This window comes from Pseudomonas sp. LAIL14HWK12:I7 (assembly GCF_000483465.1).
Lineage (GTDB): Bacteria > Pseudomonadota > Gammaproteobacteria > Pseudomonadales > Pseudomonadaceae > Aquipseudomonas > Aquipseudomonas kermanshahensis.
In genome coordinates, this window is record NZ_AXYZ01000022.1 from 1 (window position 1) to 21,628 (window position 21,628).

General features: G+C 63.2%; 20 protein-coding genes and 1 pseudogene. 12 read left to right on the plus strand and 9 right to left on the minus strand.

From position 1 onward, the window contains the following. Both D886_RS27090 and D886_RS0117980 read left to right on the plus strand, forming a co-directional pair. Positions 1-277 (plus strand): transposase (locus tag D886_RS27090; protein ID WP_033694266.1); only part of this gene is annotated, 277 nt, incomplete at its 5' end. Positions 278-451: 174 nt separating this feature from the next. After that, positions 452-1,228: a ferredoxin--NADP reductase gene (locus D886_RS0117980; RefSeq protein WP_027595229.1), complete on the plus strand. Its 777-nt coding sequence runs from the start codon at positions 452-454 to the stop codon at positions 1,226-1,228. A 32-nt stretch (positions 1,229-1,260) separates the two neighbouring features. Here the strand turns inward: D886_RS0117980 and mscL are convergent, their stop codons facing one another. Beyond that, a complete protein-coding gene (gene mscL / locus D886_RS0117985; RefSeq protein WP_027595230.1) occupies positions 1,261-1,680 on the minus strand; it encodes a large-conductance mechanosensitive channel protein MscL in 420 nt (139 codons plus the stop codon). Positions 1,681-1,856: 176 nt separating this feature from the next. On the opposite strand from mscL, the gene radA reads away from it, so the two are divergent. Then, the gene (gene radA / locus D886_RS0117990; protein ID WP_027595231.1) at positions 1,857-3,227 is read left to right on the plus strand and encodes a DNA repair protein RadA; all 1,371 of its coding nucleotides are present in this window, start codon (positions 1,857-1,859) and stop codon (positions 3,225-3,227) included. A 169-nt stretch (positions 3,228-3,396) separates the two neighbouring features. On the opposite strand, the gene D886_RS0117995 is transcribed toward radA, so the two are convergent. Both D886_RS0117995 and D886_RS0118000 read right to left on the minus strand, forming a co-directional pair. Further along, positions 3,397-4,914, minus strand: coding sequence for a nucleobase:cation symporter-2 family protein (locus D886_RS0117995; RefSeq protein ID WP_033694267.1), 1,518 nt, complete (start codon positions 4,912-4,914; stop codon positions 3,397-3,399). A 265-nt stretch (positions 4,915-5,179) separates the two neighbouring features. Then, positions 5,180-5,542 (minus strand): PilZ domain-containing protein, encoded by a 363-nt coding sequence (locus tag D886_RS0118000; RefSeq protein ID WP_027595233.1) that lies wholly within the window; start codon positions 5,540-5,542, stop codon positions 5,180-5,182. A 165-nt stretch (positions 5,543-5,707) separates the two neighbouring features. On the opposite strand from D886_RS0118000, the gene D886_RS0118005 reads away from it, so the two are divergent. From D886_RS0118005 to yjiA, 3 genes are all read left to right on the plus strand, one after another. After that, entirely contained in the window at positions 5,708-7,774 is a 2,067-nt protein-coding gene (locus D886_RS0118005; protein ID WP_012274172.1) for a carbon starvation CstA family protein, read from the plus strand. Positions 7,775-7,791: 17 nt separating this feature from the next. Beyond that, complete coding sequence (locus D886_RS0118010) at positions 7,792-7,989, plus strand: YbdD/YjiX family protein (RefSeq protein WP_027595234.1); 198 nt, start codon at positions 7,792-7,794, stop codon at positions 7,987-7,989. A 78-nt stretch (positions 7,990-8,067) separates the two neighbouring features. Then, entirely contained in the window at positions 8,068-9,045 is a 978-nt protein-coding gene (gene yjiA, locus D886_RS0118015; RefSeq protein WP_027595235.1) for a GTPase, read from the plus strand. On the opposite strand, the gene D886_RS0118020 is transcribed toward yjiA, so the two are convergent. Then, on the minus strand, positions 9,005-10,492 hold the full coding sequence (locus D886_RS0118020) for a methylenetetrahydrofolate reductase C-terminal domain-containing protein (RefSeq protein ID WP_027595236.1): 1,488 nt from the start codon (positions 10,490-10,492) through the stop codon (positions 9,005-9,007). The two genes, yjiA and D886_RS0118020, sit on opposite strands and share 41 nt — an antisense overlap. A 340-nt stretch (positions 10,493-10,832) precedes the next feature. On the opposite strand from D886_RS0118020, the pseudogene D886_RS27095 reads away from it, so the two are divergent. Both D886_RS27095 and D886_RS0118030 read left to right on the plus strand, forming a co-directional pair. Further along, positions 10,833-11,885, plus strand: a pseudogene (locus D886_RS27095) (5-methyltetrahydropteroyltriglutamate--homocysteine S-methyltransferase); the annotation flags it as partial. A gap of 71 nt (positions 11,886-11,956) precedes the next feature. Then, on the plus strand, positions 11,957-12,676 hold the full coding sequence (locus D886_RS0118030; protein ID WP_027595237.1) for an SDR family oxidoreductase: 720 nt from the start codon (positions 11,957-11,959) through the stop codon (positions 12,674-12,676). A 179-nt stretch (positions 12,677-12,855) separates the two neighbouring features. Here the strand turns inward: D886_RS0118030 and D886_RS0118035 are convergent, their stop codons facing one another. Beyond that, complete coding sequence (locus D886_RS0118035; RefSeq protein WP_027595238.1) at positions 12,856-14,034, minus strand: acetyl-CoA C-acetyltransferase; 1,179 nt, start codon at positions 14,032-14,034, stop codon at positions 12,856-12,858. Positions 14,035-14,244: 210 nt separating this feature from the next. Between D886_RS0118035 and D886_RS0118040 the strand changes: the two genes are divergently transcribed. Together D886_RS0118040 and D886_RS0118045 are read left to right on the plus strand one after the other, a co-directional pair. Next, complete coding sequence (locus tag D886_RS0118040; protein ID WP_027595239.1) at positions 14,245-14,511, plus strand: PepSY domain-containing protein; 267 nt, start codon at positions 14,245-14,247, stop codon at positions 14,509-14,511. After that, a complete protein-coding gene (locus D886_RS0118045; RefSeq protein WP_027595240.1) occupies positions 14,508-15,047 on the plus strand; it encodes a cytochrome b/b6 domain-containing protein in 540 nt (179 codons plus the stop codon). Before D886_RS0118040 ends, D886_RS0118045 begins: the two co-directional genes overlap by 4 nt. Before the next feature lie 22 nt (positions 15,048-15,069). On the opposite strand, the gene D886_RS0118050 is transcribed toward D886_RS0118045, so the two are convergent. Genes D886_RS0118050 through D886_RS0118065 form a run of 4 tightly spaced genes read right to left on the minus strand, consistent with a single transcriptional unit; the run spans position 15,070 to position 19,219 of the window. Further along, on the minus strand, positions 15,070-16,179 hold the full coding sequence (locus D886_RS0118050; RefSeq protein WP_027595241.1) for an agmatine/peptidylarginine deiminase: 1,110 nt from the start codon (positions 16,177-16,179) through the stop codon (positions 15,070-15,072). An 18-nt stretch (positions 16,180-16,197) separates the two neighbouring features. Further along, complete coding sequence (locus tag D886_RS0118055; protein WP_027595242.1) at positions 16,198-17,283, minus strand: extracellular solute-binding protein; 1,086 nt, start codon at positions 17,281-17,283, stop codon at positions 16,198-16,200. Positions 17,284-17,285: 2 nt separating this feature from the next. Beyond that, positions 17,286-18,182: an N-carbamoylputrescine amidase gene (gene aguB / locus D886_RS0118060; RefSeq protein ID WP_027595243.1), complete on the minus strand. Its 897-nt coding sequence runs from the start codon at positions 18,180-18,182 to the stop codon at positions 17,286-17,288. Beyond that, on the minus strand, positions 18,179-19,219 hold the full coding sequence (locus D886_RS0118065) for an agmatine/peptidylarginine deiminase (protein ID WP_027595244.1): 1,041 nt from the start codon (positions 19,217-19,219) through the stop codon (positions 18,179-18,181). Before D886_RS0118065 ends, aguB begins: the two co-directional genes overlap by 4 nt. A gap of 135 nt (positions 19,220-19,354) precedes the next feature. Between D886_RS0118065 and D886_RS0118070 the strand changes: the two genes are divergently transcribed. Both D886_RS0118070 and fabV read left to right on the plus strand, forming a co-directional pair. After that, on the plus strand, positions 19,355-20,218 hold the full coding sequence (locus D886_RS0118070; protein ID WP_027595245.1) for a LysR substrate-binding domain-containing protein: 864 nt from the start codon (positions 19,355-19,357) through the stop codon (positions 20,216-20,218). A 119-nt stretch (positions 20,219-20,337) separates the two neighbouring features. After that, on the plus strand, positions 20,338-21,549 hold the full coding sequence (gene fabV, locus D886_RS0118075) for an enoyl-ACP reductase FabV (RefSeq protein ID WP_027595246.1): 1,212 nt from the start codon (positions 20,338-20,340) through the stop codon (positions 21,547-21,549). Positions 21,550-21,628: the final 79 nt, after the last annotated feature.

Consider the following 21,628-nt stretch of genomic DNA (forward strand, 5'->3'; position numbering starts at 1 on the left):
TGACAAGGTCAGGGCGTGGCTTGCGGCGAGGCCACGCTACAACATCCACTTCACGCCCACCTCGGCATCCTGGCTGAATTTGGTTGAGAGGTTTTTCTCAACGCTGAGCGAGAAGTGGATCAAGCGGCAGGCACATGTCAGCGTTAAGGATCTGGAGGCGTCGATTGAGCACTACCTGGAAACCTACAACCAGAATCCGAAGCCATTTCGGTGGCACAAGAAGGCCGAGGACATCCTTGCCTCAGTCGCTCGCGCGGCACGAGCGCTGGGTAGATGATTTTCAGTGGTATTTCTGAAACACCACACTAGTGTAGCGTTGGGATTTTTTGTTATAGCGATCAGGATTATCTGCGTCATCGGCGGCATCGGCGTGGTGAGGCCTTACAAACCGGTGGTTTTTATCCAGGCCGCTTTGCGCGACACTGTGCGCACGTCAACCTTGGAGCCCGATATGACCGCCAGCGCCGAAAAGTTCACCCGCCAGACACTGCTCGATGTTCAGCCATTGACGCCGAACCTCTTCAGCCTGCGGGTCACGCGCGATTCGGGTTTTCGCTTCCGTGCGGGCCAGTTCGCTCGCCTTGGCGTGACCAAGGCCGATGGCAGTGTAGTCTGGCGCGCCTATTCCATGGTCAGCGCACCCCATGACGAGTACCTCGACTTCTTCTCGATCGTGGTGCCCGGCGGGGAGTTCACCAGCGAACTGAGCCGGCTGGGCGAAGGTGACAGCTTACTGATCGACCGGCAGGCCTTTGGTTTTCTGACCCTCGATCGCTTCATCGGCGGCCGCGACCTGTGGTTGCTGGCCACCGGCACCGGCATCGCACCGTTCATGTCCATCCTGCAGGACTTCGAGGCCTGGGAGCGGTTTGATAGCATCAAGCTGGTGTATTCGGTACGCGAGGCGAAGGAGCTGGCCTACGTGGACGACATCGCCGGGTTGGAGCAACGTGATTACCTGGCCGAGTTTGCCGGCAAGTTGCAGTTCATTCCGGTGGTCACGCGCGAGCAGCACCCCGGTGCGTTGAATGCGCGTATTACCACGTTGATCGAGAATGGCGAACTGGAGAAGGCGGCGGGGCTGGAACTGTCGCCCGAGCATTCGCGCATCATGCTCTGCGGTAACCCGGAGATGATCGATGAAACCCGAAAGGTGCTCAAGGCGCGTGACCTGCAGTTGAGCCTGAGCAAGCGGCCGGGGCAGGTGGCGGTGGAAAACTACTGGTAACGTACGGGGCCGCAATGCGGCCCCAGTACGTTTCAGGGCAAGCGATTCTGGTTCTGCGTCTTGAGCAGGTCACGAATCTCGGTCAGCAGCGTTTCTTCAGCGCTGGGCACGGGCGGTGCGCTCGGTGCCACGGCTTCTTCGCGCTTCAGGCGGTTGATCGCCTTCACACCCATGAAGATGGCAAACGCAACGATCACGAAGTCGATCACGGTCTGGATGAACTTGCCGTAGGCCAGCACCACCGCCGGAATGTCACCTTCTGCAGCTTTCAAGGTAATCGCCAGGTCACTGAAGTCCACGCCACCAATCAACAGCCCCAGTGGCGGCATGACCACGTCACCCACGAAGGACGAGACGATCTTGCCGAAGGCCGCGCCGATGATGATACCGACCGCCATGTCGACGACATTGCCTTTGACCGCGAAGGCCTTGAACTCACTGATCATACCCATGTTCGATTCCTTTGTAACAAATGGTGAGGTAAACGCAGTGTAAGCCACTTAAACGCTTCATGCGTTAGGTACAGCCCTAATGACTGTGGTTAGAACGAATAGTTTTGTCGCATCTCGAAGCGTTCGAGACACGTCTCGCTCGGCTATCATGGCGGTTTTTCCAGGAGATTCCGCCCATGGCCAAGGCCAAGCGCTTGTATGGCTGCACCGAGTGCGGCGCGACCTTTCCCAAATGGGCCGGCCAGTGCGGTGAATGCGGGGCCTGGAACACCCTGGTCGAAACCATGATCGAAAGCGGCGGCGCGGCCGCGCCCAGCAGCGGCCGTGCCGGCTGGACCGGGCAGCAGGCGCAGATCAAGACACTGGCCGAAGTCAGTGTGGAAGAAATCCCGCGGTTTACCACCAGCAGCACCGAACTGGACCGCGTACTGGGCGGCGGCTTGGTCGACGGCTCGGTGGTGCTGATCGGGGGTGACCCAGGCATCGGCAAGTCGACCATCCTGCTGCAGACGTTGTGCAACATCGCGGTGCAGATGCCCGCGCTGTACGTCACCGGCGAAGAGTCGCAACAGCAGGTGGCCATGCGCTCGCGCCGCCTGGGCCTGCCCCAGGACCAGCTCAAGGTGATGACCGAAACCTGCATCGAGACCATCATCGCCACGGCCCGGGTGGAAAAACCCCGGGTCATGGTCATCGACTCGATCCAGACCATTTTCACCGAACAACTGCAATCGGCGCCCGGCGGCGTGGCCCAGGTGCGCGAGAGCACGGCATTGCTGGTGCGCTACGCCAAGCAGAGCGGCACGGCGATTTTCCTGGTTGGCCACGTCACCAAGGAAGGCTCGCTGGCCGGGCCTCGCGTGCTCGAGCACATGGTCGATACGGTGCTGTATTTCGAAGGTGAGTCCGATGGCCGCCTGCGGCTTCTGCGGGCGGTGAAGAACCGTTTTGGCGCGGTCAACGAACTGGGCGTGTTCGGCATGACCGACCGCGGCCTCAAGGAGGTCTCGAACCCGTCGGCGATCTTCCTCAACCGCACCCAGGAAGAAGTGCCGGGCAGTGTGGTGATGGCTACCTGGGAGGGCACGCGGCCGATGCTGGTCGAGGTGCAGGCGCTGGTCGATGACAGCCACCTGGCCAACCCGCGCCGGGTGACCCTGGGCCTGGATCAGAACCGGTTGGCCATGTTGCTGGCGGTGCTGCACCGCCATGGCGGCATTCCCACCCACGACCAGGACGTGTTCCTTAACGTGGTGGGCGGGGTGAAGGTACTCGAAACCGCGTCTGACCTGGCGTTGCTGGCTGCGGTGATGTCCAGCTTGCGCAACCGGCCGTTGGCCCATGGGCTGCTGGTGTTTGGCGAAATTGGCCTGTCGGGTGAGGTGCGGCCGGTGCCCAGCGGCCAGGAGCGGTTGAAAGAGGCGGCCAAGCACGGCTTCAAGCGGGCCATCGTGCCCAAGGGCAATGCGCCGAAGGAGCCGCCTGCGGGTTTGCAGGTGATTGCCGTGACCCGGCTGGAGCAGGCCTTGGACGCCCTGTTCGAGTAATCCTGTGCCGGCCTCTTCGCGGGGCAAGCCCCCCACAGGTCTTGCGCAGCCCACAGAGGCAGCGGGGTCTGTGGGAGCGGGTTTACCCGCGAAGAGGCCGGCACAGGCAAACAAAAAAAGGGAGCCGACGATGCGCATCGGCTCCCCCGCGTAACCGCTCAATCAGCGGTCAATGCTCGGCAACCGCACTGCGCCTGGGCGCCTCGTTGCCATGCTCGTCCAGTTCCATCATCGGCACTTCATTACCCTCGGCATCGAACAGCTTGCCCTCCTTGAAGTAGTCGCCATCGCGCAGTGCGGAGATGTCCGAATACTGGATGGTGCGCTCGTAGGCCGCAGCGAACACCGACTGCTGGTCCGAATTACCGGCTGTGAAGTGGTTGAAGATCAGGTTCAGCAGGATGGCCATGATCGCCGCCGAGCTGATGCCGGAGTGGAAGATGGTCTCGAACCAGTTCGGGAAGTGGTGGTAGAAGGTCGGTGCGGCAATCGGGATCATGCCGAAGCCCAGCGACGCGGCGACGATGATCAGGTTGACGTTGTTCTTGTAGCTGACCTTGGACAGGGTCCGGATGCCGCTGGCCGCCACGGTGCCGAACAGCACGATGCCCGCGCCACCCAGTACCGGGGTGGGTACCGCGGCAATCACCCGGCCCATGATCGGCAGCAGGCCGAGCACCACCAGAATCACGCCACCGGTGGCCACCACATAACGGCTCTTGACCCCGGTCACGGCCACCAGGCCGACGTTCTGGGCGAAGGCACTTTGGGTGAACGAGCCGAAGATCGGCGCCAGGATGCTCGACGCCATGTCGGCACGCAGGCCATTGCCCAGGCGCTTGGAGTCGACCTTGGTTTCAATGATGTCGCCCACTGCGAGGATGTCGGCCGAGGTTTCCACCAGGGTCACCATGATCACGATGCACATCGACAGGATCGCGGCGATGTGGAATTCCGGCATGCCGAAGTGGAACGGCGTGGGGAAGGCGAACATCGGGCCTTGGGTGACCTTGCTGAAATCGGTCATGCCCAGCGCCCAGGCGATCAAGGTGCCTACCACCATGGCCAGCAGAATCGACAGACGGGAGATGGTCGCGCTGCCCAGCTTGCTCAGCAGCAAGACGATGGCGAAGGTCAGCGCCGCCAGGCCGATGTTGGCCATGCTGCCGAACTCCGGCGAGGCGCTGTTGCCGCCCATCACCCAGCGTGCGGCCACTGGCATCAGGGTCAGGCCGATGGTGGTGATGACGATGCCGGTCACCAGCGGCGGGAAGAACTTGGTGATGCGCGAAAACACGGGGGTAATCAGGAAGCCGATGAACGAGGCCGCCATGACCGCGCCCAGCACACCTGGCAGGCCACCGCCGCCCTCGCTGCTGAGGATCGCGCCCATGGTTGCCACGCCAGCGAACGACACGCCCTGCACCAGCGGCAGCTGACAGCCGAAGAACGGCAGGCCCAGCGTCTGCAGCAAGGTGGCCAGGCCACCGGCAAACAACGAGGCGGCGATCAGCATGCCGATCTCGGCACCGTTCAGGCCTGCGGCCTGCCCCAGAATCAGGGGTACCGCGACAATCCCTCCATACATGGTCAACACATGCTGCAGACCATAGGCCAAGTTGGCCCCAAGGCCGAGGTTTTCATCCTCGGGGCGCTTGGCGGGAGACGTGCTAGGGGACGTAGTCATGGAGCAGGCTCTCTGCGTTTATTGTTGTGCCGCTACTGTAGACACTTCCTACAAATGATTGCCACAACAATTGTATACAATATTTTGATCGGAGCGCGAACATGCAGGCTCGCAAGGTGTGCTAGAGCCCAATGCAGAACGCGTACCAACTCGACAGAGGCTGTACTAGAGGGGTGTGTACAAAGCACTGCTACCCAGGCTTAAAGCTGTCTGGGTAGACAGGAAACACGGGGCGGGGAGGATGTTAGCTAGCTAAAAGATCCCATTATTCGATGAGTTCACGCAGCTCACGCATCATTTCGGTGCTGTCGGCCACGTTCAATTCCACAAGACGGTGCAAATGGGTCATTGAATCGATGTCGATGTAGAGGCAAACAAAGCCCAGGCGGGTGGGTTCTTCGTGGCGCAGTTCCACTTGCATCTCTACCCGGGTGGAAGGGTCGAGGTGGATAATTGCCTCGAAGTCCTGCGTCAAGTCCGCTTCCCAGTTCGCCGGCCGTTCCACCAGCAGGCCTTTGAGTGAAACGTCCAGCAACTTCGTCGGCCAGCGCTGCAGGCCTTGGCGCAATTCGGTCGTTGCATCGAACTCAATGCGTTGAAAACGGCGGCGTTCGTCGTGATCGCTCATGGGCGGACTCTCCGGGTGACAACCTGACTATAGTGAGTATGGTAGGTACATCAGGTACCGCAATCTGGCCGCAGAGGCTCTAGACCAAAGCAAGTGTGGCAATGCGCGATGACTCGCCCTAGACTCGATAGGCGGTCTTTCCAATCCACCAGCTGGAAGCAAACCATGAACAACAATAATAGCCTGCTACGCCATATTCCGTGGCTGGCGCTGGCAGTCATAGGGGCCTGCGCGCTGGGTGTGGTTGCCCTGCGTCGCGGTGAGGCGATCAACGCCTTGTGGATCGTGGTCGCGGCAGTGGCCATCTACTTGGTCGCCTATCGCTACTACAGCCTGTTCATCGCCACCAAGGTGATGCAACTCGACCCTCGCCGCGCCACGCCGGCGGTGCTCAACAACGATGGCCTGGACTACGTCCCGACCAACAAACACATCCTGTTCGGCCACCACTTCGCCGCCATCGCGGGCGCCGGCCCGCTGGTCGGCCCGGTACTCGCCGCGCAGATGGGCTACCTGCCCGGCACACTCTGGCTGATCGCCGGTGTGGTGCTGGCTGGTGCGGTGCAGGACTTCATGGTCCTGTTCATGTCGACCCGCCGCAATGGCCGCTCGCTGGGCGACATGGTGCGTGAGGAAATGGGCCGCATCCCGGGCACCATCGCCTTGTTCGGCTGCTTCCTGATCATGATCATCATCCTCGCCGTGCTGGCGCTGATCGTGGTCAAGGCCCTGGCCGAGAGCCCATGGGGCATGTTCACGGTGATGGCGACCATCCCGATCGCGATGTTCATGGGCATCTACATGCGCTACATCCGTCCGGGCCGCATTGGCGAGATCTCGGTGGTCGGCGTGGTGCTGCTGCTGGCGTCGATCTGGCTCGGCGGCGTGATCGCTGCAGACCCGGTCTGGGGCCCGGCGTTCACCTTCACCGGCGTGCAGATCACCTGGATGCTGGTGGGTTATGGCTTCGTCGCTGCCGTACTGCCGGTTTGGCTGGTACTGGCACCGCGTGACTACCTGTCGACCTTCCTCAAGATCGGCACCATCGTGGGCCTGGCCATCGGTATCCTGATCATCGCGCCTGAGCTGAAAATGCCGGCCCTGACCCAGTTCACCGACGGTACCGGCCCGGTCTGGAAGGGCACCCTGTTCCCGTTCCTGTTCATCACCATTGCGTGTGGTGCGGTATCGGGCTTCCATGCGCTGATCTCTTCGGGCACCACGCCCAAGCTGCTGGACAACGAAACCAACGCCCGTTACATCGGCTACGGCGGCATGCTGATGGAATCGTTCGTCGCCATCATGGCCATGGTCGCCGCTTCGGTGATCGAACCGGGCGTTTACTTCGCCATGAACAGCCCGGCCGCCGTGGTCGGTGCCGACGTGGCGTCGGTGGCGCAGACGGTCAGCAGTTGGGGCTTCCTGATCACCCCTGAGCAGCTCGAAGCGGTCGCCCGCGACATCGGCGAGCACACCATCCTGGCCCGTGCCGGTGGTGCGCCAACCTTGGCGGTGGGTATCGCACAGATCCTTCACCAGGTGCTGCCGGGTGAAAACACCATGGCCTTCTGGTACCACTTCGCGATCCTGTTCGAAGCGTTGTTCATCCTGACCGCCGTGGACGCCGGTACCCGTGCCGGCCGCTTCATGCTGCAAGACCTGCTGGGCAGCTTCGTACCGGCCCTGAAACGCACCGAATCGTGGGGCGCCAACCTGCTCGCCACCGCCGGTTGCGTGGCACTCTGGGGCTACTTGCTGTACCAAGGCGTGATCGACCCGCTGGGTGGCATCAACACCTTGTGGCCGCTGTTCGGCATTTCCAACCAGATGCTGGCCGGTATCGCCTTGATGCTGGGTACCGTGGTGCTGATCAAGATGAAGCGCCAGCGCTACATCTGGGTGACCCTGCTGCCGGCTGTGTGGCTGCTGATCTGCACCACCGCTGCGGGCCTGATCAAGCTGTTCGACCCGAACCCGGCCGTGGGCTTCCTGGCCCTGGCCAAGAAGTACAGCACCGCCCTGGATGCTGGCCAAGTACTGGCCCCGGCCAAGGACATCGGCCAGATGCAGCACGTGATCTTCAACGCCTACACCAACGCGGGCCTGACGATTCTGTTCCTGCTGGTGGTCTTCAGCATCCTGTTCTTCGCCATCAAGGTCGGCTACGCCGCCCTCGGCCGCAAGGAACGCACCGACAAGGAAACCCCGTTCCAGGCGCTGCCTGACGCGTAAACGAGAGGACTGCAGCTATGTTCAACGACCTGGGTCGACTGGGTAAGTACCTGGGGCAGGCAGCCCGCCTGATGGTCGGCATGCCCGACTACGACAACTATGTCGAACACATGCAGAACAAGCACCCGGACAAACCGGTGATGAGCTACGAGGCGTTCTTCCGCGAACGCCAGGAAGCGCGCTACGGTGGCAAGTCCGGGCCCAAGTGCTGTTGAGCCTGCAACACCTGTGAACCTGTGGGAGCCCGGGCAACCGGGCTCCCACAGTCATTTTCAGCTTCAGGAGTACATCGCGTGCAAACGCCTATCCCCGTCACTGTACTGACCGGCTTTCTGGGTGCCGGCAAGACCACCTTGCTCAAGCACATGCTCAAGGCCGAGCACGGCCTGAAGATCGCCGTGATCGAAAACGAGTTCAGCGAGGCCGGCATCGACAGCCAACTGCTGGGTGACGAGCCGGTGCAAGTCATGACCCTGGCCAACGGCTGCGTGTGCTGCAGCATTCATGGCGACCTGACCCGTGCCTTGTACCTGCTGCTGGAACGCCTGGACGCTGGCGAGATCGCCTTCGACCGCCTGGTGATAGAGTGCACCGGCCTTGCCGACCCGGCACCGGTGGCGCAGACCTTTTTCATCGACGAGGACCTGCGTGACCGCTACATCCTCGACGGCATCATCACCTTGGTCGATGCCGCCCATGCCGAGCTGCACCTGACCCAGGCCATCGCCCAGGCCCAGGTCGGTTTTGCCGACCGGCTGTTGCTGAGCAAGACTGACTTGGTCGAGCCTGCAGCGGTGGAGGCCCTGCGTGAGCGGCTGTCGCGCATCAACGGCCGTGCCGCTGTGCGTGTGGTCGAGCACGGGCGCATCGATTTGGCCGAGCTGCTCGATGTGCGCGGTTTCAACCTCAATACCGACTTGGGCGCCAGCCTTAAACCCACCCTGCGCCCGGTGCTCAAACCGGCCACCCCGGACCGCATCTCCACCCTGGTGCTGCGCACCGACACCCCGCTGGACATCGACCGGCTCAGCGACTTCATGAACGAACTGCTGGAAACCCATGGCAAGCAGTTGCTGCGTTACAAGGGCGTGCTGAACATTGCCGGCGAAGACCGTCGCCTGGTGTTTCAGGGCGTGCTGAAACTGTACGGCTTCGACTGGGATGCCGAGTGGGCAGCAGGCGAGGCACGCGAAAGCGTGATGGTGTTCATTGCCGACGAACTGCCCGAGGCTACGATTCGGGCTGGGTTCGAGGCTTTGAGCAAGCCTTGAGCCGCTGAGGTGCCTGAGCCGCGAACCAGGCCGGCCATGAACTGCGGTGGCGGGTGTGCACCTCGATGCACGGGATCAGGCGCTCAGTCAGCACGGCTGTCTGCCGCACGGCCTTGGCGGTGCGGTATTTGACGCTGTGGATGCACTCGCGGTCGCCGAATTCGCAGCGGTTCAGCGAGGTGCCGCCGCAGGGGCCGTTGGCCAAACCTTTGGGGCAGGTTTCCGGGCAGATGTAGAGGGTGTCTTCGAGGCGGCAGCGGCCGCAGGTGTCGCAGCCCAGCAACGGGCGTTTCACCGCACGTTCCACCCCGTGCAGCACGCGGGCGCCCGAGGCCGAGGCCCACAGCGGTTGGCGAACGGCCCAGCCGAATGCCTTGCTCAGCCAGTTGTTGCGGCTGAACAGCAGGGCATGGAAGGCGTGCAGCAGGTGGTAGCGCGCTTTTTCTGTGCTCGACGCGCTGACTTTCGACTCGCCCTGGCGCCAGCTCGCTGCTGGGGGGTGGAAGGCCACGGCGGGCAGGCCGGGTACCTGCCAGCTGGCAGCCCAGGCGGGCGCCCATTGCTCCAGCGAATGGAGCTGCGCTTGCCAATATTCGAGGCGTTTTTCCAGAGCCAGCAACTGCTTGAGTTCGTGAATGCCCGACAGGTGCACACCGGCGTAGCCCATCAACTTCACACCGATGACCTGCAGGGCCAGGCGGTCGACGCTGCGCGCCTGTGCGTGCGCCTTGGACACAGCGGCCTCGGCTTCGAGCATGTCGCGCATGGACGGGGTGACGGTCACCCCGGCCACGTGATCGAGCATGGCGGCGCGCCCGTGGGTAAGGCTCATCAGGCACGCCAGCAAAGGTTTCGGGTTGGGCTGACGGTTCATCCACGCCTGGGCTTCCTGATGCTTGCTGGCATCGAAGCCTAGTTGCAGGGTCAGGAAATCGGCCCCTGCGGCGAGTTTTTTCTCGGCTTTGAAGTACTGCGCCCCCCCTTCTTCCTCGCAGTACTTGAACGGGTTGAGCGCGGCACCCAGCAGCCAGTGCGGGCAGGCTTGGCGCGCGATCTGCAGGGCGGCCACCGATTCCAGGTAGCGCACCGGGCGCTGCCCAGGTTGATGGCCGGGCAGGCGGTCGCCGGTGAGCAGCAGTAACTGGTCCAGCCCATCGGCATCCATGCGTTGCAGTTGCGCAAGCAAGTGGTGGCGTTCGCGGTCCTTGCCAGAGAAGTGCGGCAAAGCCGGCACGGGCGAGCTGAAGCTGACCAGGGCGTCGAGTGGCGACATGTCCAGCGGGCTGCCAACGCGATCACCAATGGCTACCGTCATCGGCCAGCCACACAGGTGCCCGCGGGCCATGATCGCTTGCATGGCGGCGAAGCGTTCCGACGACGGCTTGGGGACGAACTCCATGACGCAGACGAAGGTTTTTTCGTGCAGCGCCGTTTTCAGCAGGCTCATGGATCGGGCACCGAATTGGGGCAGGGTGGCATTGTGCGGCAAATGGTCGAGAGGGTCATGTCCGCATGCGTAGCGCGCTGCTCTGAACAAGACATCCCCGTACTCTGCACCGGTATTTTCGCGCGCTTCTGTGTAGGAGCAGCCTTGCGCTGCGAAGAGGCCCGTATGCCGGGTAGAGATGTATTAGCCGTAAGGGCCTCTTCGCAGCACAAGGCTGCTCCTACAGACCTCGCATAAACATGAGGAAATCTTGATTTCATCTTAAATTAAATGAGTTTGTCTCAAGGCTCGGTTGCCCCGAAAGTTCCCGCATTCACTTTTGCGTTCAGAGGGGCAACACATGGCACTGGCACACAACCTGGGTTTGGCGCGCATCGGCCACGATCGCGAACTGAAAAACGCCCAGGAAGCCTTCTGCAACGGTGAGCTCGACGAAGCCGGGCTGCGCGCGGTAGGCCGTGATCTGCGTGCCACCCACTGGCAGGAACAGAAAGACGCAGGTATCGACCTGCTGCCCGTGGGCGACTTCGCTTGGTGCGACCAGGTGCTCACCCACTCGTTGACCTTCGGCGTTGTGCCCGCGCATTTGCGCAGCCACGACGGTGCCAAGCCAACCCTGCAAACCCTGTTCGCCATGGCACGCGGCCAGGAAATGACCCAGTGGTTCGACACCCACGCTCACTACCTGGCACCTGAGTTCAGCGCCGATCAGCAGTTCGTCCTGAGCTGGGAGCAGCTGTTCGAAGAGGTTGCAGAAGCCAAGGCCCTGGGCCACGCGGTCAAGCCCGTGGTGATCGGCCCGCTGACCTACCTGTGGCTGGGCACCACCCAAGGCGCCGACTTCGACAAGCTGGAACTGGTCGATCGGCTGCTGCCGCTGTACGACGAAATCTTCAATCGCCTGGCCGCGCAGGGCGTCGAGTGGGTGCAGATCGACGAGCCGATCCTGGTACTCGACCTGCCGCAGGACTGGAAAAACGCCTACGAGCGCGTCTACAACATCCTGCAGCGCGCACCGCTGAAGAAACTGATCGCCACCTACTTCGGTGGCCTGGAAGAAAACCTCGGCCTGGCGGCCAACCTGCCAGTCGATGGCCTGCACATCGACCTGGTGCGTGCCCCAGACCAATACCCCACCATCCTCGACCGCCTGCCCGCCTACAAGATCGTGTCGCTGGGCTTGGTCAACGGCTATGACGACACGGCCGGCGACCTGGAAAAAGCCGTTACCGTCCTGCAGCACGCCGCCGAACGCCTGGGTGACCGCCTGTGGGTCGCGCCGTCTTGCTCGCTGCTGCACAGCTCGGTGGGCCTTGCCGTGCAGAAGTGCCAGCAAGTGGCCGTGCTGGCCAACGCCGTCAAAGCGCCAGAGGCTTTTGACGTGGCGGCTGCCTAACGCCTCCTTGCCGTGTGATGAGGTGCTTATAATGCCGGCTCGAAACGTACTCGACAGGGAGTGATGCGATGAGAGTTCTGGTAGTCGGCGCCAGCAAGGGGCTGGGCAAGGCCTTCATGGAAGGGCTGGGCAAGCCGGGCGATACGCTGATAGGTGTGTCCCGCTCGCGCCCCGAAGGGGTGGTGGTCGGCAAGGGGGTCGAGGTGCAGTGGATTGCGGCCGACCTCGGTCAGCCGGCTGCCGCCGTCGAGGCCGTCGCCCAGGCGCTGGCCGAGGGTGGCGTGGATACCCTCATCTACAACCTCGGGCTGTGGGAGGCCGAGGCGTTTTCAGAACACTACAGCTTCCTGGACGATCACGACCCAGAGCTGCAACGCATGGTCGACTGCAACATCACGGCCACTGTCCTGCTGATCAAGCGCTTGCTGCCGATGCTGCTGGAAAGCGAGAAACCACGGATCATCCTTACCGGTTCCACTTCAGGCCTGCCGCAGAGCGGGCGCCCTGAAGTGACGTTTGCTGCGTCCAAGTTCGCCCTGCGCGGGATTGCCGAGGCTTTGCGTGAGGGGTATCGCGAACAGCGCCTGGGTGTGACGTGCCTGAATCTGGGCTACCTGAACACCGAGGATGGCCTAAATGTGCCAGTTGCCGACGCTGCGGCGCGGGGGGAGGGCGGGTTGATTCCGCTGCACGATGTGGTGCTGATGGTGCGGACGATGCTAGAGCTGTCAGCGGCAAGTTATGTGCGCGAGTTGACCTTGCCGGCCATTGCCGATGAGCGGTTCTGAGTAAGCAGGCCCGGCCTCTTCGCGGGGCAAGCCCGCTCCCACAGGTAAAGCACAAAGCTTGAGAGCTGTGCTTAACCTTTGGGAGCCACAGGGAAAGCACAAACCTTGAGAGCTGTGCTTAACCTGTGGGAGCGGGCTTGCCCCGCGAAGGGGCCGGGCCTGCCGGCATCAATGACTGATCAGCGCTCGATCGCCAACGCCACCCCCTGGCCACCGCCAATGCACAACGTGGCCAGCCCTTTCTTCGCATCACGCTTGATCATCTCGTGCAGCAAGGTCACCAGCACCCGGCACCCCGATGCCCCAATCGGGTGGCCCAGCGCAATCGCTCCACCATTCACGTTCACCCGTGCCGCATCCCATTCCAGCGCCTTGCCCACCGCCAGTGCCTGCGCGGCAAAGGCCTCGTTGGCTTCGATCAGGTCCAGGTCCGCCAGCTGCCAGCCTGCTTTGTCCAGGCAGCGCTGGGTGGCCGAAACCGGGCCAATGCCCATGATCGCCGGGTCTACGCCAGCACTGGCATAGGCCGCGATCTTAGCCAGCACCGGCAGGCCCAGGGCCTTGGCCTTGGTGGCGCTCATCAGCAGCACGGCGGCGGCGCCGTCATTGAGGCTGGAAGCATTGCCAGCCGTGACGCTGCCGTCCTTTTTGAAGGCTGCGCGCAGCTTGCTCAGCGATTCGGCAGTGGTGTCCGCGCGCGGCTGTTCGTCGCGTTCGAAGACCTTGGGCTCACCCTTTTTCTGCGGCATCACGATGGGGGTGATCTCGTCCTTAAAACGGCCCGCCTCAATCGCGGCCACGGCCTTGCGCTGGGACTCGGCGGCGAAGGCGTCTTGCTGCTCGCGGCTGAGGCCGTACTTATCCACAAGGTTCTCGGCGGTAATGCCCATGTGGTAGTCGTTGAAGGCATCCCACAGGCCGTCGGTAATCATGCTGTCGATCAGCTGGCCGTGGCCCATGCGCTGGCCCGTGCGCGCCGAAGGCATGACGTAGGGGGCCAGGCTCATGTTTTCCTGGCCGCCGGCAATCACCACCTCGGCGTCGCCGCAGCGGATGGCCTGGGCCGCCAAGTGCAGGGCCTTGAGGCCCGACCCGCAGACCTTGTTGAGCGTCAGCGCGGGCACGCTGAAGGGCAGGCCGGCCTTGATCGCGGCCTGGCGGGCCGGGTTCTGGCCAGCGCCGGCGGTAAGCACCTGGCCGAGGATGACCTCGTCGACCTGGGCTGGGTCCAGTTGTGTCTGTTCCAGCAGGCGCTTGATCACGGCGGCGCCGAGGTCGACGGCGGGCACTGTTGCCAAGGCGCCCTGGAAGCTGCCGATGGCGGTACGGGTGGCGGCGACGATGACCACGTCGTTCATGTTGTTGTTCTCCGTGCAAGGGTGGGCGCCGCGAGGGCAGGATGCCGTCAGCATCGGTGGGTTTGGTTGATTTGTTAAGTTTGTTTTTCTTTTGGATTGATCTGGAAAACAAATGAATGACGCGGGCACGCTTGCACTTATGCAAGCCGCTGGCCCCGGGTCTAAGCTGGATGTCGTGCTGTTTCACTCAACGTAACGGAGCTCATGTCCATGCGCATCCTGATCGCTCTCACCCTACTGATCGGCAGCAGCACAGCATTCGCCGCCACCCAATGCACCACAGCAGATAAAAGCACGTGGCAAGACCCAGAAAAATTCCAGGCCCAGCTCAAGGAACAGGGCTACAAGATCAACACGTTCAAGGTCACCAAAGGCAACTGCTACGAAATCTACGGTTTCGACAAGGATGGCCGTAAGGTCGAGATCTACCATGACCCGGTCAGCGGCAAGGCAGTCAAGACCGAGTACGAAGATTGAAGGCTGATGCCACGGTGCAGCTGTGGGACCCCCTCCTGCGGCTGTGCCACCTGTCGTTGGCCACGGTGTTTTTCGCGGATTATTTTTTCAATGAAGAGGGCGACGACTGGCATCAGTGGCTGGGCTACTACGGGCTGGCGTGCGTGTTGTTACGCCTGGTCTGGGGCTTTGTCGGCCCGCAAAGCGCGCGTTGGGCCGACTTTTGGCCGACCCCGGCGCGCCTGGCCGCCCACACCCGGGCGCTGGTACGTGGGCAGCCTTACCATCGCCTGGGGCATTCGCCGATTGGCGCCCTGGTGATGCTGTTGATGCTGACCGGGATCGCGGGCCTGGGCCTGACCGGGTGGGCGTCGCAGGAGGTCGACGCCCTGTGGGGCGCCGACTGGCCGATGACCCTGCACAGCTTCCTGGCCGACGCGGTGCTGGCATTAGTCTGCGTGCACGTGCTGGCGGCGATCGTCGAGAGCCTGCGCCTGCGCGAGAACCTGCCCTTGTCGATGCTGACCGGCAGGCGTCGATTGCCGGACGATCAGTGAGTGCTTGGCGCTGCGCGAGCACTTACACCGCCGGGCACTGGTGGGTCACGCAATGGATGCCGCCACCCCCTGCCGCGATGGCATCGATGTCCAACTGCACAATGTCCCGGTCCGGGTAGAGCGACGCCAGCAGCGCCCGCGCTTTCTCGTCGGCCTGGGCATCACCGAACTGCGGCGCAATGACCGCGCCGTTGATGACGAAGTAGTTGATATAGCCTGCCGCAAAGTCCGGGTTGCCCTTGCTGAACCTGTTGCGCCGGCCGCGCATCGGCGGTGAGACCACGTGGACTTGCAGTCGGCGGCCCTCGGCATCAGTGGCCTGTTTGAGAATCTCCAGGTGCTTGCGGGTCACGGCATGGTCGTAAGATTCAGGGTCGTTGTCGAGGTTGGCGATCACCACGCCTGGCCGTACGAAGCGCGCATAAAAATCCACATGGCCATCGGTGATGTCCTCACCGGCGATACCCGGCAACCAGATGATCGTGCTCAACCCCAGGCGCGCCTTGAGCTCGGCTTCCACCTCGGCTTTGCTCCAGCCGGGGTTGCGGTTGGCGTTTACCCAGCTGCTTTCGGTCATGATCCCGGTGCCATGGCCATCGACCTCGATGGCGCCACCTTCACCCACCAGTTCACTGCGCTGGTAGTGGGCCTTGGCTAGCGTGGCGACGCGTTTGGCCAGCAGGGCATCGTTGCGGTGGCGCTGCTTGTTGCCCCAGCCGTTGAAGTTGAAATCGACCGCGGCCAAAGCACCGTCATCGTCGACAACGAAGTTGGCGCCGATGTCGCGCATCCAGATGTCATCCAGCTCGCAGGTCACGAATTGGGTGTTGGGGCTGGCGCAGTGTTGCTTGGCCAGCGCCAGTTCGCTGGGGCGGCAAAACACCGTCAGCGGCTGGTAGCGTGTAATGGCCTGGGCGATGCGGCCCAGAGCGGCCTGGACGTCGGTAGTGAAGTCTTCCCAGATCGCCGGCTGGGCGCCGAAGGCGATAAAGGCGCGTTGCTGCGGCTCGCCCTCATCAGGCATGAACCAGCGCTCCGGCGCCTCGGCGCGGGCCAGGCCCAGCGGCAGGCCGAGGCTGGCCCCCAGCCCTGCGGCCAGCGACAGTTGCAGGAAGGTTCTACGGTTTGGCATGGCACCACGTGGCATGGTTCAGTCCTGTGCAGTCTTGAAGCGTGTCCACACCCGCATGCGCGCACGCATGTCGGCCTGGGGAATGTCCCGGCCGGGTATCAGCCGGGCATAGGTGGCTTCGTCGAGGTAGATGTCGGGGTTGTCGCGCATGCGTGGCTCGACGGCCTGGCGCGCCTTGGCACTGGCCGTGGGGTAGCCGGTGAAGTTGCTGATGGCCGCCATGTTTGCCGGGCGCATGACGAAGTTGATGAAACGATAGGCGTATTCCGGGTGTTTGGCATCGGCGGGGATGGCCATGGTATCCATCCACACCGTGGTGCCTTGGCGCGGCACGCGGTATTGGAAGTCGATCGCCTTGCCCGCAGCCTCGGCCGTGCGCTGGGCTTGGATCACATCGCCGCTGTAGCCCAGAGACACGCACAGGTTTTCGTTGACCAGCTCGGTCACCGGTTGCGACTGGAACTTGCGCACATAGGGGCGGATGGCCTTGAGCAGCTCGCTGGCGGCAGCCAGGTCTTCGCGTTTGGCGCTGCGCGGCTCCCGGCCCAGGTAGTTGAGGACCACGGCAAGCACTTCGTCTGGCGAGTCGATGATCGAGATGCCGCAGTCGGCGAACTTGGCCGCCAGCTCCGGTTTCAGCAACAGGTCGAGGTCGTCCAGCGGCGCGTTCGGCAGGCGCTGGCGGACCTTGTCGGCATTCACCGTCAGGCCGATGGTGCCCCAGGTGTACGGCACTGTCGCCTGGCTGGCCTTGGGGTAGCGGGCATGCAGCGCGCGCAGGCCGGGCTCGATGTCATCCAGGGCCTCGAGGCGGCTGGGGTCGAGCGGCTGCAGGCTGCCGGCGCGCATCAGCCGCTCGGCCACGGTGTCGCCGGGGAACACCAGGTCATAACCGCTGCGCCCGGACATCAGCTTGGCTTCGAGCACCTCGCTGCCGTCCATGACGTCGTAGATCACCTGGATGCCCGTTTGGGCGGTGAATTGCTTGAGGGTGTCCTCGGCAAAATAATCGGCCCAGTTGTACAAGCGCAGGGTCGGTTGTTCAGCCTGGGCGTGGCTGGCGCAGAGCGCCAGGGCAAGTGCAGCCAGCGGTAGCAACTTCATGTTCAGGCCCTCGTGACATGGGTGTGGTGGCCGTCCAGGGTCAGCAACGGCGCATACATGTCCGGGCGGCGGTCGCGGTAGATGCCCCAGGTCAGGCGGTCTTCGCGCATGCGCCCAAGGTCCAGGTCGTGCAGCCAGATACCGCTGCTGTCGCGGTCGGCTTCGGCGAGCAATGCGCCTTTGTGGTCGCAGATAAACGATGAGCCATAAAACTGCATCGCCAGGGTGTCATCGCTGCCGGCCACTTCGCGGCCCACGCGGTTGGCCGCGACCACCGGCAGCAGGTTGGCGGCAGCATGCCCGCGCATGGCGATTTGCCAATGATCGCGTGAGTCCAGCTCCGCGGCGCCGGGCTCGGAGCCGATGGCGGTGGGGAACAGCAGCACTTCGGCGCCCAGCAGGGCCAGGCAGCGGGCCGTTTCGGGGAACCACTGGTCCCAGCAGATGCCGATGCCCAGCCGGCCGAACGCCGTATCCCAAACCTTGAAACCGGTATCGCCAGGGCTGAAGTACTCTTTCTCCTGATAGCCGATGGCATTGGGGATATGCGTCTTGCGGTAGACCCCGAGCAGGCGGCCGTCGGCATCGGCCACGGTCAGCGCGTTGAAAAAGGCATTGCCGGCCCGTTCGTACCAACTCAATGGCAACACCACGCCCAGCTCTCTGGCCAGCGCGGCGAAGCGCTGCAGGATCGGGCTGTCGGGGTAGGGCTGGGCCAATGCCAGGTGCCGGTGGTCCTGCTCGATGCAGAAGTACGGGGTGGCGAACAGCTCTTGCAGCAGAATCACCTGGGCGCCTTTGGCAGCGGCCTGGCGCACCAGCTGTTCGGCGCGGTCGAGGTTGGCGGGCAGGTCCCAGGTGCATGGCATCTGGGTGGTGGCAATGCGCAGCAGGCTCATGGTCGCACCTCGGGTTGCTGCTGGGTGATGCAGTGGATGCCGCCACCGCCGTGGGCGATGTGGTCGATGCGTACCGGTACGATCTCGCGGCCGGGGAAGGCAACGGCCAGTTGCGCGGCAGCCTCCTGGTCGGCAGGGATGCCGTAGGCCGGCATGATGATTGCGCCGTTGGCAATGTAGAAATTGGTGTAGGACGCGCAGAACACTTCAGCGTCCTGGTCGAGCGCAGCGCTGGCTTCGTAAAGGTCGAGCAGCTCGAAAGGCCGGCCTTGCGCGTCGGTGGCAAGCGCCAGGGCGCGGCGGTTTTCCCGCGCCACTTCGGCATACACCGAGCTTTGCTCATGGGTGGCGTCGACCAGCAGCACGCCGGGGCGAGCGAAGGCGCACACGCCGTCGACATGCCCGTCGGTCATGTCACCGGTGACGTACTGCGGGTCGCCAGGCAGCCAGATGGTTTTGCGAATGCCCAGGTAGCGGGCAAAGCAGGCTTCGAATTCGGCCTTGCTGATGCCGGGGTTGCGGTTGGGGTTGAGCAGCACCGATTCGGTGGTGATCAGGGTGCCTTCGCCGTCCACATGAATAGCACCGCCCTCATTGCACAGCGCAGTGCTGAAGCCATCGAGCCCCAGGTGATCGAGCATGCGCCGGCCCAGGCTGCGGTCGCGGCCGTGTTGCGACTTGCCGCCCCAGGCGTTGAAGCGCCAGCTCAGGCCGGCCAGGCCGTGCTGCGGATGGCAGATGAAGCTTGGGCCGCTGTCACGGCACCAGCTGTCGTCGACGGTCAGCTCGATCAGCTCGATGTTGGCGCCGCACAGGGCACGGGCGCTTTCAACGGCAGACGGGTCGACCACCATTTTTACCGGTTCGAAGCGGGCGATGGCGGCGGCCACACGGGCGTAATCCTGCTGCACATCGGCCAGGCGTACGTGCCAGCCGCTTTCCCACAGCGCTTGGTTGTGCGGCCAGATCATCCAGGTGGCTGCGTGGCGGGCCCATTCGGCGGGCATGCGCCAGCCGCTGTCGAGGGACAGGTCCATAGAGAACTCCGATCTATTAAGGATTTTTATCAACGAAGCCCGCCGTCGCGGGTGTTGGTTGCCATGCTATGGCTAGGAACGTTCAGCGACAAACGATAGATTTAGCGCACATCTGATTAGCGGGGCTTATCGATCATGCTCAAACACTGGCCACCCCTCAATGCCCTCAGGGGCTTCGAGGCCGCTGCGCGGCTTGGCAGCTTCCACAAGGCTGCCGAGGCCCTCAACCTCACTCAGTCGGCGATCAGCCAGCAAATCCGCAGCCTGGAAACCTACCTGGAACAACCCTTGTTCCATCGCAGCGGGCGCAGCGTGAGCCTGACCGATGCCGGCCACGATCTGCTCAGTACCACCCAGTCGCTGCTGCAGCACCTGGCCGTGGGCATCCGTCGCCTCGAGCAGTACCGCAAGCCCAATCAGTTGGTGGTCAACACCAGCCCGGCCTTTGCCCGGCACTGGCTGCTGCCGCGGCTGGCCGACTTCCATCAGCGCTGCCCGGAGGTCGACCTGTGGCTGTTCACCAGTTTCGAGGTGCCAGACATGGCGACCGAGACCATCGACCTTGCCATCCGCGACGACCTGAGCGCCCAGGCCGAATGCAGTTTCAGCGTATTGCACCAGGACACGCTGTACCCGGCCTGCCACCCTTCTCTGGTGTCTTCGACGGCACGCACTACTTTGCACGGTGAGCGGGAAATGGACTGGAGCCATTGGCAACTGGAGGGCGGTGAAGACGTGGGGCAGCAGGGCAAGGGGCTTAACTTCTCCGACCCGGGGTTGCTGTTGGATGCCGCCAGCGAAGGGCTGGGTATCGCGCTGGTCAGCCAGCTGCTGGCCCGGCGGGCGGTGGCGCAGGGGCGCTTGCAAGCGCTATCGCCACAGCAGGTGCGGGGGCCAGCGTGGGCCTGCCTGGTGCACCGCGACAGCCAGGATGATCCATTGGCGCAGCGGTTTTTGCAGTGGTTGCAAGGCCAGTTGACGCAGCAAGCGCCGTTTTGAATCCCCTCAAACACCCCGTAAGATGTGTCCGATAACCTGCGGGGGTAGTCTCACCCTCTGATCAATCGGAATCGCCCGTGGCGGCGCTTCCCTGGCATAAACCTGACGAGGTACAGACATTGGCCATCATTCATCCTAAGGTCCGCGGTTTCATCTGCACCACGACCCACCCGAAGGGCTGCGAGCTCAACGTCCGTGACCAGATCGAAGCCACCCGCAAGCTGGGCGTGCGCGAGGATGGCCCGAAGAAGGTCCTGGTGATTGGTGCTTCCAGCGGCTACGGCCTGGCAGCGCGCATTACCGCAGCGTTCGGCTTCAAGGCCGACACCCTGGGCGTGTTCTTCGAAAAACCAGGTACCGAGACCAAGGCCGGTACCGCTGGCTGGTACAACTCTGCCGCGTTCGACAAGTTCGCCAAGGCCGAGGGCCTGTACAGCAAGTCGATCAACGGTGACGCCTTCTCCGATGAAGCCCGTGCCAAGGTCATCGAGCTGATCAAGACCGAAATGGGCGGCAAGGTCGACCTGGTCATCTACTCCCTGGCGTCCCCGGTGCGCAAGCTGCCGCAGACCGGTGAAGTGATCCGTTCGGCGCTCAAGCCAATTGGCCAGCCGTACAAGTCGACCGCCATCGACACCAACAAGGACACCATCATCGAGGCCAGCATCGAGCCGGCTACCGAGCAGGAAATCGCTGACACCGTCACCGTCATGGGTGGCCAGGACTGGCAGCTGTGGATCGATGCCCTGGCCGGTGCCGACGTGCTGGCCGAAGGCGCCCGCACCGTGGCCTTCAGCTACATCGGCAGCGACATCACCTGGCCGATCTACTGGCACGGCGCGCTGGGCCAGGCCAAGCAGGACCTGGACGACACCGCACTGCGCCTGGACCAGAAACTGGCCGGCGAAGTCAAAGGCGGCGCCAACGTGGCCGTGCTGAAGTCGGTGGTCACCCAGGCCAGCTCGGCCATTCCGGTGATGCCGCTGTACCTGTCGATGGTCTTCAAGATCATGCAGGAGAAGGGCGTGCACGAAGGTACCCAGGACCAACTGGACCGCATGTACCGTGATCGCCTGTACCGCGCCGATGGCGCTGCGGCTGAGGTTGACGAGAAAGGCCGCCTGCGCCTGGACGACTGGGAACTGCGTGACGACGTACAGACCGCCTGCAAGGCGCTGTGGCCGCAAGTCACCACCGAGAACCTGTTCGAGCTGACCGACTACGCCGGTTACAAGAAGCAGTTCCTCAACCTGTTCGGCTTCGAGCGCGCTGACGTCAACTACGACGAAGACGTGGCTACCGATGTACAGTTCGACTGCATCGAGCTGTAAGCAAGGCTGAAAAAAGTCGGGGGCTGTACCGGCCTCTTCGCGGGGCAAGCCCGCTCCCACAGGATATCCACTGAGCCAA

What these genes read in the sequence shown, in the direction of transcription:
- D886_RS0117980 (WP_027595229.1), top strand. Translation starts at nt 452, where the DNA reads ATGACCGCCAGCGCCGAAAAGTTCACCCGCCAGACACTGCTCGATGTT.
- mscL (WP_027595230.1), bottom strand. Translation starts at nt 1,680, where the DNA reads ATGGGTATGATCAGTGAGTTCAAGGCCTTCGCGGTCAAAGGCAATGTC.
- radA (WP_027595231.1), top strand. Translation starts at nt 1,857, where the DNA reads ATGGCCAAGGCCAAGCGCTTGTATGGCTGCACCGAGTGCGGCGCGACC.
- D886_RS0117995 (WP_033694267.1), bottom strand. Translation starts at nt 4,914, where the DNA reads ATGACTACGTCCCCTAGCACGTCTCCCGCCAAGCGCCCCGAGGATGAA.
- D886_RS0118000 (WP_027595233.1), bottom strand. Translation starts at nt 5,542, where the DNA reads ATGAGCGATCACGACGAACGCCGCCGTTTTCAACGCATTGAGTTCGAT.
- D886_RS0118005 (WP_012274172.1), top strand. Translation starts at nt 5,708, where the DNA reads ATGAACAACAATAATAGCCTGCTACGCCATATTCCGTGGCTGGCGCTG.
- D886_RS0118010 (WP_027595234.1), top strand. Translation starts at nt 7,792, where the DNA reads ATGTTCAACGACCTGGGTCGACTGGGTAAGTACCTGGGGCAGGCAGCC.
- D886_RS0118020 (WP_027595236.1), bottom strand. Translation starts at nt 10,492, where the DNA reads ATGAGCCTGCTGAAAACGGCGCTGCACGAAAAAACCTTCGTCTGCGTC.
- D886_RS0118030 (WP_027595237.1), top strand. Translation starts at nt 11,957, where the DNA reads ATGAGAGTTCTGGTAGTCGGCGCCAGCAAGGGGCTGGGCAAGGCCTTC.
- D886_RS0118035 (WP_027595238.1), bottom strand. Translation starts at nt 14,034, where the DNA reads ATGAACGACGTGGTCATCGTCGCCGCCACCCGTACCGCCATCGGCAGC.
- D886_RS0118040 (WP_027595239.1), top strand. Translation starts at nt 14,245, where the DNA reads ATGCGCATCCTGATCGCTCTCACCCTACTGATCGGCAGCAGCACAGCA.
- D886_RS0118050 (WP_027595241.1), bottom strand. Translation starts at nt 16,179, where the DNA reads ATGCCAAACCGTAGAACCTTCCTGCAACTGTCGCTGGCCGCAGGGCTG.
- D886_RS0118055 (WP_027595242.1), bottom strand. Translation starts at nt 17,283, where the DNA reads ATGAAGTTGCTACCGCTGGCTGCACTTGCCCTGGCGCTCTGCGCCAGC.
- aguB (WP_027595243.1), bottom strand. Translation starts at nt 18,182, where the DNA reads ATGAGCCTGCTGCGCATTGCCACCACCCAGATGCCATGCACCTGGGAC.
- D886_RS0118065 (WP_027595244.1), bottom strand. Translation starts at nt 19,219, where the DNA reads ATGGACCTGTCCCTCGACAGCGGCTGGCGCATGCCCGCCGAATGGGCC.
- D886_RS0118070 (WP_027595245.1), top strand. Translation starts at nt 19,355, where the DNA reads ATGCTCAAACACTGGCCACCCCTCAATGCCCTCAGGGGCTTCGAGGCC.